Origin of the sequence: Actinokineospora enzanensis DSM 44649 (assembly GCF_000374445.1) — a bacterium.
Classification (GTDB): Bacteria; Actinomycetota; Actinomycetes; order Mycobacteriales; family Pseudonocardiaceae; genus Actinokineospora; species Actinokineospora enzanensis.
Genome location: NZ_KB894403.1, coordinates 405,360 through 419,436, shown reverse-complemented (window position 1 = coordinate 419,436; position 14,077 = coordinate 405,360). Strand labels below are relative to the sequence as shown.

At 73.2% G+C, this 14,077-nt stretch carries 13 protein-coding genes; all 13 read left to right on the top strand.

Translation table 11 applies throughout. The annotated features are described in order from the left end of the window. Positions 1-2: 2 nt before the first annotated feature. Complete coding sequence (locus C503_RS0101780) at positions 3-446, top strand: phage tail protein (protein WP_018680477.1); 444 nt, start codon at positions 3-5, stop codon at positions 444-446. A 3-nt stretch (positions 447-449) separates the two neighbouring features. Next, positions 450-899 (top strand): hypothetical protein, encoded by a 450-nt coding sequence (locus C503_RS0101775; RefSeq protein ID WP_018680476.1) that lies wholly within the window; start codon positions 450-452, stop codon positions 897-899. Further along, positions 896-1,054, top strand: a complete 159-nt coding sequence (locus C503_RS37380; RefSeq protein ID WP_156892928.1) for a DUF6760 family protein — start codon at positions 896-898, stop codon at positions 1,052-1,054. The genes C503_RS0101775 and C503_RS37380 overlap by 4 nt, the downstream gene beginning before the upstream one ends. Before the next feature lie 1,335 nt (positions 1,055-2,389). Continuing rightward, positions 2,390-3,850 (top strand): hypothetical protein, encoded by a 1,461-nt coding sequence (locus C503_RS45605; RefSeq protein WP_156892894.1) that lies wholly within the window; start codon positions 2,390-2,392, stop codon positions 3,848-3,850. Between the two features lie 16 nt (positions 3,851-3,866). Next, positions 3,867-4,298, top strand: a complete 432-nt coding sequence (locus tag C503_RS0101760) for a phage tail protein (RefSeq protein WP_018680474.1) — start codon at positions 3,867-3,869, stop codon at positions 4,296-4,298. Further along, a complete protein-coding gene (locus tag C503_RS0101755) occupies positions 4,298-5,059 on the top strand; it encodes a CIS tube protein (protein ID WP_018680473.1) in 762 nt (253 codons plus the stop codon). The genes C503_RS0101760 and C503_RS0101755 overlap by 1 nt, the downstream gene beginning before the upstream one ends. After that, the gene (locus tag C503_RS0101750; RefSeq protein ID WP_018680472.1) at positions 5,049-6,818 is read left to right on the top strand and encodes a VgrG-related protein; all 1,770 of its coding nucleotides are present in this window, start codon (positions 5,049-5,051) and stop codon (positions 6,816-6,818) included. Before C503_RS0101755 ends, C503_RS0101750 begins: the two co-directional genes overlap by 11 nt. A gap of 66 nt (positions 6,819-6,884) precedes the next feature. Next, positions 6,885-7,166, top strand: coding sequence for a PAAR domain-containing protein (locus C503_RS0101745; RefSeq protein WP_018680471.1), 282 nt, complete (start codon positions 6,885-6,887; stop codon positions 7,164-7,166). 1 nt (position 7,167) lies between these two features. Then, positions 7,168-7,596, top strand: coding sequence for a GPW/gp25 family protein (locus C503_RS0101740; RefSeq protein ID WP_018680470.1), 429 nt, complete (start codon positions 7,168-7,170; stop codon positions 7,594-7,596). Then, on the top strand, positions 7,597-9,534 hold the full coding sequence (locus C503_RS0101735; protein WP_018680469.1) for a putative baseplate assembly protein: 1,938 nt from the start codon (positions 7,597-7,599) through the stop codon (positions 9,532-9,534). A 3-nt stretch (positions 9,535-9,537) separates the two neighbouring features. Continuing rightward, positions 9,538-10,158, top strand: a complete 621-nt coding sequence (locus C503_RS0101730; RefSeq protein WP_018680468.1) for a phage tail protein — start codon at positions 9,538-9,540, stop codon at positions 10,156-10,158. Next, positions 10,155-11,324, top strand: a complete 1,170-nt coding sequence (locus tag C503_RS42905) for a zinc ribbon domain-containing protein (RefSeq protein ID WP_018680467.1) — start codon at positions 10,155-10,157, stop codon at positions 11,322-11,324. The genes C503_RS0101730 and C503_RS42905 overlap by 4 nt, the downstream gene beginning before the upstream one ends. Continuing rightward, positions 11,321-14,062, top strand: coding sequence for a PKD domain-containing protein (locus C503_RS42900; RefSeq protein WP_026315890.1), 2,742 nt, complete (start codon positions 11,321-11,323; stop codon positions 14,060-14,062). The genes C503_RS42905 and C503_RS42900 overlap by 4 nt, the downstream gene beginning before the upstream one ends. Positions 14,063-14,077 lie beyond the last annotated feature (15 nt).

Below are 14,077 nucleotides of genomic sequence, written 5' to 3'. Positions count from 1 at the left end.
ACATGGCACTCCCCGATCTCGACACCTCCGTCGGCCACTCGTTCGGCCTGGAGGTCGACGGCATCCAGATCAAGAGCATCAACGAGGTCAGCGGCCTGAAGATGGAACAGGACGTGATCGAGCTGAAGCAGAACACCCCGGACGGCAAGTACGTCATCAAGAAGCTGCCCGGCCGCCCCAAGGCGGGCGAGGTCACGCTCACCCGCGGTCTCACCGGCGACACCAGCTTCGAGAAGTGGGTGAAGGACGCGCACTTCGGCAAGATGGGCGCGGCGCGCAAGGGCGGGGCGATCATCGTCTACGACTACGAGGGCTCGCCCATCAAGCGGTACAAGCTGACCAACGCCTGGCCCAAGTCGCTGGAGATCGGCTCGCTCAAGGCCGGGGACACCAGCGTGCTGACCGAGAAGCTGGTCGTCACCTACGAGCAGATGGAAGTCGAGTAGCCGATGCGCCGGGTCATGGCCGGTGTGCAGGAACCGCCGCGCGCCGAGGAGCGGCCGCGGCGGGAGCTGCGCACCGAGTTCGCCTTCGAGCTGCCCCGCGGGTACGTGGACGACGCGGGCGGCACGCACACCACGGGGTCCATGCGGCTGGCGACCGCGCGGGACGAGCTGGTGCCGCTGCGCGACGACCGGGTGCGGGAGAACCCCCCGTACCTGACCGTGGTGCTGCTGGCCCGGGTGGTGACCCGGCTCGGGGACATCACCGACGTGCACGCCGGGATCATCGAGAACCTGTTCGCCGCGGACCTGGCCTTCCTGCAGGACCTGTACCGGCGGGTGAACAGCGAGGGGCACACGCGGGCCGGGGTGGAGTGCCCGCAGTGCGGCCACGGGTTCGCCGTCGACGTCGCGGGTGGCGCCAACGGCCATGGCGGTCGCCTGGGGGAATCCTGACGTACGCGGCCGACCGCCTGCACGAGGAGGTCGCGTACCTGGCGTACCACTTCCACTGGCCGCTGGACGACATCCTCGACCTCGAACACGCCGACCGGCTGCGCTACGCGGCCGAGATCGCCCGCATCAACACCCGGATCACGCAGGGACGGTGAGCTTTCGCGATGTGGCCGTGGCGACGCAGGTCGACGCCGCCCGCCGCCCCGGTGGCGCGGGCGGAGTGGCGCACGCTGCCGCCGATCGCGCGGATCGTGCCCGAGCACCCGCTGGTGAACCCGGTGCAGCGGTTCACCGACGGGCTGGCCGCGTGGCGCAACCCGTCCCTGCTGGCCCCGCTGGGCCACCGGGTCGGAGCGGGGGAGCCGTCCGGTTCGGCGGAGGTTGTGTCGTCCGTAGTGGACGGTCCGCGGCCCGCGGTGGTGCTGCGGACCGTGGCGGATCAGGCACCCGGGGCTCGACCGCCCGCGGCCCCGGCCGCGTTCGAGCCTCCCGCGGTGCCGTCCGGTACCGGCGCGCCGAGCCCGTCGCCGGTACCGGAACCCGCCCTTGACAGTCCCTTGTGGACTGAACTGGTGGGGGTCGGCGCCGACCGATCGGAGCAGGAGAAACAACCGTTCGGCGGAGAAAGGTCGGATCCGACACCCGATCCGACCACGGACCGCCCGGAACTCTCGACTTTCGTCGTAGGCCGGTCGAGTGGCCTGGACCATTCGGCGACGACGGCCGGTGACGCGGCCGCCGCCGAACCCGACCACCCGCTTGCCGGGGATGCCACAATGTCCCCCGCGGGTGGCACCGGCCCCGCACCCGACCCCACCAGGACACCGGCAGGGTCGACGGGCACCGAGGCATCGCTCCCACCGGTCGCGCAACGTGCGGTCGCGACCGACCAGGGATCGGGGCAGGCCCGGCGACTCGGGCTGGGGGAGCCACTACCGGTACCGCGACCGGCCGCTCCCACGCCGATGGTGGCGCACGCCCGCCCCACCATCGGCGATCCCCTGGCCGTATCCGGGGAACCGCCGCCCGCGCCGGCACGGCGTTCGACGCCCGAACCGGCGCCGACGCCGGAGCCGGTGTCGGTGTCGCACGAGCCGTCCGCCGCCCTCGAACCACCCGGCGCGCCGACGTCGGGACCGGCTGTCGGTGACGGCTCAGCGGTACAGCGCTCGACGTCCGGACCCGGCCTGCCTGCCGGGCCGCTGCCCACGCGGCCGCCCGAGGCAGTGATGCCGGGACTCCCGGGCTCGGGCGCCGAGCCGGTGGCCCCGGTCGCCGAGAGTTCGGGCCCGGTTCCCCCGGGCGAGCCGTCCTCGGCCGGGCCGTTCGGTATCGGTGATCAGGGGACAACCCGGTCCGCCGACGCCGTGGGCACGGCCCCGTTGATCGGGGGCGTGGAGTCCTCGCAGACGCCCGCCGATGACGCGCCTGCGGTGCAACGTTCTCCTTCCGGAGCCGACCTGCCCTTAGCCGGGCGTCACCCGGCACCGATGACGGGCGCGTCCAGCACCGGCCATGGCATTGCCTCGCAGGCCGGGTTCGTGATGCCGTCGGCGATGCCTGGCGATGGCGCCCCGGCGTTGCCGCGATCGGCATCCGAAACCGAACTGCCGTTGGTCTTCGAGACCTCGATGGCGAGTCTCCAGGCCGAGGCGCATACGGTATCGGTGGAGTCCTCGGATGGTGATGTGCCTGCGGTGCAACGCTCGACGTCCGGACTCGACCTGCCACGCCCTGAGCCGGTTGCCGGGTCACCGGAGGTCCCGACGGCGAGCCCGACCGAGGTCGGCTCCGAGTCGGCCCCGACCATCGGGGGCGTTGGCGCCACTCCCGTGGCGGAACCCGCGCGGCCGCTGGTATCGGCCGGTGATGTCGCGGCACTGCAACGCTCGACACCCGACACCGAGTCGCGGCAGGCCGGGCATCCGCTTGCCCGATCGCCGATGGCGAGCCCGCCCGGCGCCGGTGTCGAGTCGATGGCTCCGACCGTCGGCGGTGTCGACCCTGCTGCTTCGACCGCGCTCGGCAGGACCTTGGCAGCGGCCGACGGTGTGCCCATGGTGCAGCGATCGGCTTATGCGAGCGAACCGTTGTCAGGCGGGAGCTCGTTTGTCCGGTCGCCGATGGGGAGTCCGCTCGGCGCCGAGTCGGTGGTTCCGACCGTCGGTGGAACCGATGCGGTTGCCTCGATGCCGCCGGGTAGGGATTTGGCATCGGCTGATGGTGTGCCGTCGCTGCAGCGATCGGCTTCCGTCCGCGAACCCCTGTCGAGTGTGCGCCGGTTTGTCGAATCGCCGATGGCGAGTGCACTGGATGCGGGCTCGGTGGCTCCGACCGTTGGTGGCGTGATTCCGTCGACCCGGCCCGACAGGGTTTCGTCGGTGGCCGATGGCCTGCCCGAGGTTCGACGCGCGTCATCCACGATCGACTCTCCGTTGATCGGGCACTCGCCTGCCCGGTCGCCGATGGCAGGCATGTTCGGCTCCAGGCCGGTGGTCCCCACTGCCGGTGTGGGCGCTGTTCCGGTGTCGAGAGCTGTCGAGTGGTCGGTGTCGGGTGGCGAAGCACCTACCCTGCAACGCCTGGCATCGCCGCTCATCGGGTCGTTCGAGGCGCCGTTGGGCCTTCCTCTCGCTCCGGTGCAGCGTTCGGCGGTCGAGCAGGTTTCGCCCCGGTCACCGCAGACGCCGGTTCAGTCGGTGGGACCGGTCACCTTCGCCCAGCGTGTCGAATCGGCGGAGCCGCCCACGCGCCCGAGCGAGCCGGTCACCGACACCCCGGCACCACCCGCCGGCACCCCCGCGGGCCATGCACCTGCGGGCCACGCACCCGCCGAACAGGTGCCCGAGGAGCTGGTGCGCAAGCTGTTCGACCCCCTCCTGCGCCGCCTCAAGGTCGAGCTGCGGCTGGAGCGGGAGCGGCGGGGCCGGGTGACCGACCGATGGCGCTGAACCGGAAGGAGGAGCGGTGACCAGTCTGGAGGAGGCCGTCGCCGTCTGCTACGTCGTCAAGATCGACGATGCCAGCCTCGGCGCGTTCAGCAGCTGTGACGGGCTCGGCTGCGAGTTCGTCATGGAGCAGCGGGAGGAGGGCGGCAACAACGGGTTCGTCTGGCAGCTGCCCACCCGCATCAAGTACCCGAACATCAAGCTGTCCCGCCCGGTCACCGCCGACAGCGCCAAGGTGACCCAGTGGATCGCCGGGATGGCGCAGGGGATCCGGCGCAAGACCGCCACCATCGAGGCCCGCACGCTGGCGGGCAAGGTCATCGCCAGCTGGTCGCTGCTGGACGTGGTCCCGGTGCGCTGGACCGGGCCCCAGCTGTCGGCGGACTCGCCCAAGGTCGCCACCGAGACGCTGGAGCTGGCGCACCACGGGTTCCTCGGCCGGGGTGCGTGATGAGCGCGTCCCCGGTCACCTTCGTCTCCGCCGGTTCCCCGCCGACGAGCGGCTACGGCGCGCCGCCCAACCTGCAACGCGCGAAGCTGGCCGTCCACAAGCCCCCGCAGGCGGGCAGTACCGCCAAGCCCGGCGAGTTCATGCACGACATCCCGTTCCAGTTCAACCCCAAGGAGCTCACGCTCACCAAGAACGCCAAGTGGAAGCGGGACGCCCAGCGCAACGCGAAGAAGAGCGGGCCGCCGGAGTTCACCGGCGCGGACCCGTGCAAGCTGAGCCTGGAGGTGTTCCTGGACGCCACCGACACCATGGGCGACCAGGTGGTCAAGACCGTGGAGAAGCTGTTCGCCTGCTGCGTGGCCACCGAGGACAGCAGGCAGAGCGGCAAGGGCTCGCCGCCGTGGGTGGTGTTCAAGTGGGGCGGCATGACCGGCTTCCCCGCCTACGTCTCCAGCGTCTCGGCCAAGTACACCCTGTTCACCCCGGCGGGCGTGCCCGTGCGGGCGGTGTGCACGGTGGCGCTGGAGGAGATCTCCGGCGAGCAGGGCGGCCAGAACCCCACCTCCGGCACCCGTGTCGTCCGCGCGACGCACACGATCGTCGCGGGGGACACGCTCCAGTCCGTCGCCTACCGCGCCTACGGCGACCCCGGCTACTGGCGCGACATCGCCGAGCTGAACGACATCGACGATCCCATGGTGCTGCGCCCCGGCACCCGGCTGCGGGTCCCCGCGCTGGAGGAGATCGCGCATGGCCAATGAGAGCTTCGCCAACACCCTGGTCGTCACCGTGAACGGGCAGCCGCTCGCCGCCGACGTCAAGCCGATGCTGTCGACCGCCTACGTGGACGACAGCCTGAACCTCCCGGACACCTTCGTGCTCCGCTTCCGCGACCCGGGCGGCGTCGCGCTGGCCAAGGGCGGCTTCACCGTCGGCACCCCGATCGAGCTGAAGGTGCAGACCGCCGACCCGGGCGGTCCGCAGCCGCTGCTCACCGGCGAGATCACCGCCGTCGGCGTGGACCTGGACGTCACCGGCACCTACGCCGAGGTCCGCGGCTACGACCACGCGCACCGCCTGTTCCGGGGTACCAGGGTGGCGGTCTACCCGGACATGACCGTGGCGGACGTGGTCCGCAGGGTGGCGACCCGGGCCGGGCTCACCGCGGGCACGATCGACGACGTCTCCGGCTACGGCGGCGCACCGAACACCCAGTTCAGCCAGAACAACATCAGCGACTGGGATTTTCTGTCCCGCCTCGCCGACGCCGTGGGCGCGCAGGTCGCCGTCGTCGAGAAGAAGCTGAACTTCCGTCTGCCCGACAAACCCTCCGGCGCGCCCGCCACCAACGCCAAGGCCACGACGAACCCGCTGGTCCTGGAGGCGCACCGGAACCTGGTCGCGTTGCGGGCGACGGTGACCGCCGCCGAGCAGGTCCCCGAGGTCGAGGTGCGCGGCTGGGACTTCCAGCAGAAGCAGGCCGTCTCCGCGACCGCGAAGCCCCGGCCCGCGGGCACCGAGGCCGCGGGCGCCGACCCGACCGGGCTGGCCGCCAAGTTCAAGGCGCCGCCCCTGGTGGGCGTGACGGCCCGCGGCACCGATGCCGCGGCCAAGGCCGTCGCCGAGGCGCTGGCGGCCGATCTCGGCGGTGCGTGCGCGGAGCTGGCGGGCGTCGCCAAGGGCAACCCGAAGCTGCGCGCGGGCACCCAGGTGGCGCTGGCCAACGTCGGCGAGCCGTTCACCGGCAAGTACACCCTGACCGGCACGCGGCACCTGTTCAGCGACGAGGCGGGCTACACCACCGAGTTCACCGTCTCCGGCAGGCAGGAACGCTCCTTCTACGGCCTGGCCGCGGGCGGCGGCACCGATACCGACCACAGTGGACTCGTCACCGGCATCGTCAGCGACGTCAAGGACCCGGCGAAGCTGGGCCGGGTCAAGCTCGCCTTCCCCTGGCTCGGCAAGGACTACACCAGTGGCTGGGCGCGGATGACCCAGTCCGGCGCGGGCAGGAACCGGGGCGCGGTGGTGCTGCCCGAGGTCGGCGACGAGGTGCTGGTCGGCTTCGAGCACGGCGACTTCGACGCGCCGTTCGTGCTCGGCTGCCTGCACAACGGCCAGGACGTCCCGCCCGCGTTCGCCAAACCCGTGCTGGACGGCGGTTCCGGCGAGGTCGCGGTGCGCGGGTTCGTCTCCCGCAAGGGGCACCGGGTCGAGTTCGTGGAGGCCGACGGCATCACGATCGCCAGCGGGGACGGGAAGTTCGTGGTGAGGCTCGACCAGGCCAACCAGGTCATCGAGATCACCAGCGGCAAGGCGGTCACGGTCAAGGCGGCCAACGGCGTCAAGGTCGACGCCGGTCAGGGCGCCCTGGAGCTGAGCGGGCAGTCGGTGAGCGTCAAGGCCGTCGCGGACGTCGCGGTCCAGGGTATGACGGTGTCGGTCAAGGGACAGACACAGGCGGAGCTGAGCGCGAGCGGCGCGGTCGTCGTCAGCGGCGGCGTGGTGCGGATCAACTGAGTGTCCGGAAGCAACCGAGGATCGAGAAGCAACCGAGGATCGAGAAGAGATCGAGGGGGACGGACAATGCCACCGGCGGCGAGGGTCGGCGACCCGACCGGGCACCCGGGCACCATCACCGGGCCCGGTGTGCCGACCGTGCTCATCGGCGGGCTGCCCGCCGCCACGGTCGGCGCCATGCACGCCTGCTCGTTCCCGCCGCCGCCCCCGCACCCGCCCACCCCGATCCTGCCGCCGGGCTGCCCCACGGTGTTGATCGGCGGGCGCCCGGCCGCGCGCATGGGGGACATGTCCGGCTGCGGCGCGCCCATCGTGCTGGGCTGCCCGACCGTGCTGATCGGAGGCTGACGTGGAGTTCATCGGCAGGGGGCTGGCGTTCCCGGTGCACACCGACGCCACCGGCGCGGTCGCGCTGGTCGGCGGCGACCGGGAGATCGTGGAGAGCATCCGGCTGATCCTGGGCACCGCGCCGGGGGAGCGGCCGATGCGCCCGGAGTTCGGCTGCGCCATCCACGACCTGGTGTTCGCCCCGGCGGACGCGGCCACCGCCGGCCAGATCGCCTACGAGGTCCGGGTCGCGCTGGAGCGCTGGGAGCCGCGGATCGAGCTGGACGACGTGGTGGTGGGCTTCGAGGCCGCCGCCGAGGGCACCCTCTACATCGACATCCACTACACGCTGCGCGACCGCAACGACCCGCGCAACCTCGTCTTCCCGTTCTACGTGATCCCGGCGCACGAGCCGGACATCGTGCCGGGGACCGCGCGGGAGGGGGCGTAGATGGCGATCCCGATCCCGAACCTGGACGACCGCCGCTTCCAGGACCTGGTCGACGAGGCCAAGCGGCGGGTCCAGCAGCGCTGCCCGGACTGGTCCGACCACAACGTCTCCGACCCGGGCGTGACGCTGATCGAGACCTTCGCGTTCATGGTCGACCAGCTGCTCTACCGGGTGAACCGGATGCCGGAACGCGCCTACCTGAGATTCCTTGAGCTGATCGGGGTGTCGCTGTTCCCGCCCGCCGCCGCGACCGCGCCCGCCACCTTCCGGCTCTCGGCGCCGCAGGAGAACCCGGTGCTGGTGCAGGCGGGCAGCCAGGTCGTCACCCGGCGCACGGAGGCGGCCGAGCCGGTGGTGTTCACCCTGGAGCGGACGCTGGAGATCCGGCCGTGCGCGTGGTCGCGCCTGGCCACCGCGGGCGCGGGCGACCTGCCCGCGGTGGACCGCACCGACGACGTGATCGACGGCCGCGGCCCGCACTGCTTCGCCACCCCGCCGCGCCCCGGCGACACCGTCTACATCGGACTATCCGACGCCGTGCCCGGCGGGCTGGTGCTGCTGCGGATGGAATGCGAGGTCGAGGGCGTCGGCATCGACCCGCGCGACCCGCCGTTGGTCTGGGAGGCGTGGACCGGCCGGGACTGGTCGGGCTGCGAGGTCGCCCTGGACACCACGGGCGGGTTCAACACCCCCGGCGACGTCGAGCTGCACCTGCCCGCCGAGCACGCGGTGTCCGTCGTCGGCACGCATCGGGCGGGCTGGCTGCGCTGCCGGGCCACCGAACCGGCGCCCGGCCAGCCCTTCTACCAGGCGTCCCCGATCCTGCGCGCGATCACCGCCGCCACCGTCGGCGCCACCGGCACCGCCGTGCACGCCGAGGTCGTCCGGGACGAGGTGGTCGGCGTGTCCGAAGGCGTGCCGGGACAACGGTTCCCGCTCGCCCACTGCCCGGTCGTCGCGGGCGACCGGCTGGCGGTCGAGGTCGGGGTGGCGGGCGGCTGGGAGGAGTGGACCGAGGTCGGCTCGTTCGCCGCGTCCGGCCCGGCCGACCGGCACTTCACCGTGGACCGGGTGGCGGGCGAGATCGTGTTCGGCCCGGCCATCCGCCAACCGGACGGCGACTTCCGCTACCACGGCGCGGTTCCCGCCAAGGCCGCCGCCGTCCGCGTCCCCCGCTACCGCACCGGCGGCGGCCGCGGCGGCAACATCGCCCGCGGCATGCTGGCCGTGCTGCGCGACCCGGTGCCGTTCATCAGCGCCGTCACCAACCACCGGCCCGCGACCGGCGGCGTCGACGGCGAGACCGTCGCGGACGCCGTCCGGCGCGGCCCGCTGACCCTGCGCACCCTCGACCGCGCGGTCACCGCCCAGGACTACGAGGAACTCACCCGCGGCGCCTCGCCCCGGGTCGCGCGGGTGCGGTGCGCGGAGACGCCGGAGAGCGCCAACGGGGTCCGCGTCCTGGTCGTCCCGGACGTGCCGGGCCGCGGTGAGCTGCGCTTCGCCGACCTCAAGCTCGCCCCGGACCTGCGCGCCGACATCGAACGCAACCTCGCGTCCCGCCGCTGCCTCGGCGCCCGGGTCGCCGTGGAGCCACCGGTCTACCAGGGCGTGACCGTGGTGGCGCAGCTGCGGGCGCGGGCCCGCGTGGTCCCGGAGGCACTGGCGGAACGGGCCACGGACGCGCTGCACAACTACCTCAACCCGGTCAGTGGCGGCCCCGACGGGCACGGCTGGCCGTTCGGCCGCCCCGTGCAGGAGGGCGAGATGTTCGCCGTCCTGCAACGCATCCCCGGCGTCGAGATGGTCGACGACGTCCTGCTCTTCGCCGCCGACCCGGTGACCGGCGCCCGCGGCGACGCGGTCACCCGCCTGGACATCCCACCCGACGCGCTGGTGTTCTCCTACGGGCACCAGGTCCGAGTGACGAGGAGCTGACCGGTGCGCACCGCCGCCGCGATCACCATCGCCTCCGTCCACGCCACCACCGTGGGCGGCGCGGGCTCGACCGCCGACCTCGCCGGGGGAGTCCCGGTCCGGCATCCGATCGGCGACCGGCTGCCCGGCATCTACGCGGGCAACGAGTTCACCCAGCGGTTCACCGGCGCGCTGGACGAGGTGCTGGCCCCGGTGTTCGCGGTCCTGGACGCCTTCCCGGACTACCTGGACCCGGCGCTGAGCCCGCCGGACTTCCTGGACTGGCTGTGCGAGTGGGTCGCGCTGGAGACCGACGAGCGGTGGAGCCTGGACCGCCGCCGCGACCTCGTCGGCGCCGCCGTCCGCACGCACCGCGCGCGAGGCACCGCGGCCGCGCTGGCCGCCCAGGTCCGGGTGCTCACCGGCGGCGCGGTCGAGATCGTCGACAGCGGCGGGCTGGTGGTCCGTGAGTCCGCGGGCGGCGCGCTGCCGGGCACCGACCCGGGCGCGGTGCGCGTGGTCGTCCGGGTCCCCGATCGCGGCCAGGTCGACGCGGCCGCGGTGGCGGCGGCCGTGCGCGAGGCGGTCCCGGTCCACCTGCGGGTCACCGTCGACATCACCACCGACAGCGGGAGCGGGTCATGATCGTCTGTGCGAAGTGCGGCGAACGGTCGTCGGGGGAGAGCCGGTTCTGCCCCGGCTGCGGAGCCTTCCTGGACTGGTCCGGCGCGACCGCCGACCAGCCGGTAGGGGGCGCGCAGGCGGGCACCCAGACCGAGGCGCGCCGGACCACCGCCGCGCCCCCGCTGTCCGGCACGGTCCCGGAGGTGGTCGCCGTCCCGGCCACCCCGGACATCCCGCCCTCGGCCACACCGGTCGCGTCCGGACGGGCGGTGTTCCCACCGGGAGTGCCCGAACAAGCCGTGTCCGGACAGGCAGTGTCAGAACAGGCAGTGTCAGAACGGACAGCGCCGCCGGAGGTCCCGCGCCAGCCGGGCGCGCAGCAGCCCACCGACACGCGTCCCCTGCGCCCCAGCGCGAACGCCAACCAGCGGCTGCTCGCCGACGACGACGTGCTCTGCGTCGGCTGCCGCACCCGCAACCCGGCGACCCGGCGGATCTGCATGGGCTGCGGCCGCCCGCTGGACGAACCCGAGGAGGCCCCGGTCCGGTCCTGGTGGCGGCGCCTGCTGCCGCGCCGCGAGCCCGCGCCTGCCGGGCACCGCAAGACCCGCCGCCGCGGCCGGGTCGCCGCGGTGTTCCGCTGGCTGCGCCGGGTGTTCCTGGTGATCCTCGCCGCGCTGGCCGCCCTCTACGGGCTGGTGCCCGGGTTCCGTGCCTCGGTGAACCAGGAGGTGGTGGCGGGCCGCAAGTGGGTCGAGCGGCGGTTCGGCGCCGACCTGGTGCCGGTCCGGCCGACCGCGGTGACCGCGAACGTGAGCAGTCCGGGGCACGACGCGCTGCTGGTCGCCGACAACCAGACCAAGACGTTCTGGGCCGCCCCGATCGCGGGCCCGCAGCCGACCCTGGTGTTCACCTTCGACCACCCGGTGGACCTGCGCCGCGCGATCATCCGCGTCGGCGACCCGACCACGTTCCAGGGCACCCACCGGCCCGCCCGGCTGCACCTCGTCTACTCCACCGAGGAGAGCTACGACGTGCCGCTCGCCGACACCCCCGAGGCGCAGACCGTGGAGATCGCGCACAGCGCGGGCGCCACCCGGGTCGAGCTGCACGTGGAGGACGTGCACCGCTCGCTGGCGGGCACCGACGTGGCCATCGCCGAGATCGAGCTGTTCGAGCAACCATGACCCGACGCCTGGGGAGGATCACGCTCGTCGCGGCGCTCGTGGCCGTGCCGCTGTCGGTCACCGGGACGTCCCCGGCGTTCGCGGTGGAGAGTCGGCTGCCCGGCGGCACCGGCATCTCGGTATCGATCGACAACGTCTTCGACGACGAGATCGTCTCGCCGGGCCCGTTGACGGTGCGCGGTCGGGCCGCGGTCGGCCGGTCGACCGCGCCGGACACCGCGCTGATGGTGGTGGTCGACCTGTCCGACAGCACCATGGACAAGGCGTGCGACCCGAACGGGCACACCCCGGACACGCACCCGCCCGCGGAGGAGATCTTCCCGCCGCAGGAACCACCGGACTCCGACCCCGGCGGTCCGGGCGGCGGGCCACCGGACCCCACCGGGCCGACCGCGCCGCCGACCACCCCGCACCCAGGCGACGCCGAACCGGACGTGGTCGACTGCGAGCAGGCCGCCGCGAGCCGGGTCGTGCAACGGGCCGTCGACTCGCACACCGTCGGCGCCATGGGTGTCATCGGCTTCGGCACCGACGCCGTGCTCGCCGACCCGGACCCGGGCGACGCCGACCCCGGGTTCGTCGTGCCCGACGCGGACGCCGACCACGACGGCGTCCGGGACCTGGACACGGTGATCCTCTCGCTGTCCAACTCGGAGAACACCCTGCAGAAGTCGGCCATCCGCCGGTTCACCAACAAGCCGGTTCAGGCGAGCACCACCGACTTCGGCAAGGCGATCACGGCGGCCGGGAACGCCGCGCGCGACTCCGGGCGGCCGGGCAAGGTCGCGATCTTCCTGTCGGACGGCGACAACAGCAGCTCCGCCTTCGACACCGCCATCGACGGACTGCCCATGGGCATGGTGTTCGACACTATCGCCGTCGGCGGGACCTGCGGCAAGGTCGACGAGAACTCGCTGGCCCGACTGGCCGACCGCACGCACGGGACGTGCCAGGCGATGACGTCCGGGCACGACCTGCCCGACCAGGCGGGCAACGTGCTCGCCGCCGCGCTCACCCGGCTGGCGGTCACCGTGGATGACGGGCCGGAGCAGGTGATCGACGCCGGGCTGCCGAAGGCGGGTCCGGTGGATGTCGGCTACGAGACCACGCTGCCCTACCTGGCATCCGGTGTACACCGGGTCTGCGTGGTGGCCAAGGGCCGGGACGCGGCGGGGCCGGGCTCGGTGGGGGACTGCCGACGGGTGGTGGTCAACGCGCCGCCGGTCATCACCACCGGCGGCCCCTACTCCGGCCTGGAGGACCACCCGATCGCGATCCGGGGCACCTACGAGGACCCCGACGGCCCGCCCGGCAGCACGTCGTGGTCCTACACCCGCGACAGCGGCGACCCGTCGGCGACGTGCGTGATCGCCGATCCCGCCCGGCTGGCCACGACGATCACCTGCGACCGCTTCGGCGACTACACGCTCACCCTGACCGGCTCCGACGGGATGTTCCGGCTCGTGATCGAACGGACGCGGCTGCACGTGACCAACGTGCCGCCGGTGGTCGACGCGGGCGGCCCGTACGCGGGCGCCGAGGACACCGCCGTCCCGATCCGCGGCACGGTGACCGACCCGGACGACCCGGAACCCACGGTGTCCTGGTCGGTCGAGCCGGGGGCGGACGTGCCCGCGACCGCGAAGTGCGTGATCGTGCCGCCCGGCGCGCTCGCCGCCTCGGTCACCTGCGACGAGCACGGCGAGTACACCCTCACGCTCACCGCCACCGACGGCGCCGACCAGACGGTCTCCGACTCGACCACGATCCGCTTCGACAACCGCCCGCCGGTGATCGACGCGGGCGGCCCGTACACCGGGCAGGAGGGCACGTCGGTCGAGCTGACCGGCACGGTGACCGATCCGGACAGTCCCGACGCGACCGCCACCTGGTCGGTCGAACCGGCCACGAGCCCGTGCGCGTTCACCTCCACCGACCAGCTGTCCACCCGGATCACCTGCACCAAACCCGGCACCTACACGCTCGTGCTCACGGTGGACGACGACGTCAACGACCCGATCACCGACCGCGCCACCCTCACCGTCTCGGCCGCCCCGGTCCCGACCGGTGCGCTGTCGCTGAGCCTGGCCGTCGACCCGAGCCCCGGGTACGTCGGCGGGACCCCGGTGACCGCCGTCTACACCGTGCGCAACACCGGCCCGGTCCCGATGACCGACGTCCGCCTGAGCACCCCGGTGCCCGCAGGCCTCGCCACCGGCCAACCAGCGGGCTGCCCGACCCCGTGCGCGCTGGGCACTCTCGCACCGGGCCAGACCGTCGAGGTCCGCGCCGCCTACATCGCCACCGGCGGGGTCGACGTGCCCGTGACCGCGTCGGTGACCACCACCGGCCCCGACACCGACCCCGGTGACAACACCGCCACCGCGCGGATCGTCGTGCGCCGCCCGGTCCTGCGCGTCGACCCGACCGCCGGGCCGCAGGGCTCGGTCACCAACGCCATCGGCCAGGACTTCCCGCCCGACGCCACCGTGCGGCTGAGCTGGAACCCCGGCATCTCCGAGTTCCCCGGCCTGGTCCGGGTCCGACCGGACGGCACGTTCACCGTGAGCGTCCTGGTGTTCCACAAGGACATCCTGGGCCCGCGCGCGCTGTGGGCCGACCCGGTCGCCGGGCCGCCGTTCGGCCGGACCGGCTCCGGCGACTACGTCGTCATGATCCGCACGCTCAAACCGGTCGTCTTCGAGGTCCGCGGCGACCCGCGGTTCGTCACCCGGTGAACGTCCCCACCAGCC

Bases quoted from the DNA above. Each gene is read 5' to 3' on its own strand.
- C503_RS0101780 (WP_018680477.1), top strand. From the start codon at position 3: ATGGCACTCCCCGATCTCGACACCTCCGTCGGCCACTCGTTCGGCCTG.
- C503_RS0101775 (WP_018680476.1), top strand. From the start codon at position 450: ATGCGCCGGGTCATGGCCGGTGTGCAGGAACCGCCGCGCGCCGAGGAG.
- C503_RS45605 (WP_156892894.1), top strand. From the start codon at position 2,390: ATGACGGGCGCGTCCAGCACCGGCCATGGCATTGCCTCGCAGGCCGGG.
- C503_RS0101755 (WP_018680473.1), top strand. From the start codon at position 4,298: ATGAGCGCGTCCCCGGTCACCTTCGTCTCCGCCGGTTCCCCGCCGACG.
- C503_RS0101750 (WP_018680472.1), top strand. From the start codon at position 5,049: ATGGCCAATGAGAGCTTCGCCAACACCCTGGTCGTCACCGTGAACGGG.
- C503_RS0101745 (WP_018680471.1), top strand. From the start codon at position 6,885: ATGCCACCGGCGGCGAGGGTCGGCGACCCGACCGGGCACCCGGGCACC.
- C503_RS0101735 (WP_018680469.1), top strand. From the start codon at position 7,597: ATGGCGATCCCGATCCCGAACCTGGACGACCGCCGCTTCCAGGACCTG.
- C503_RS42905 (WP_018680467.1), top strand. From the start codon at position 10,155: ATGATCGTCTGTGCGAAGTGCGGCGAACGGTCGTCGGGGGAGAGCCGG.
- C503_RS42900 (WP_026315890.1), top strand. From the start codon at position 11,321: ATGACCCGACGCCTGGGGAGGATCACGCTCGTCGCGGCGCTCGTGGCC.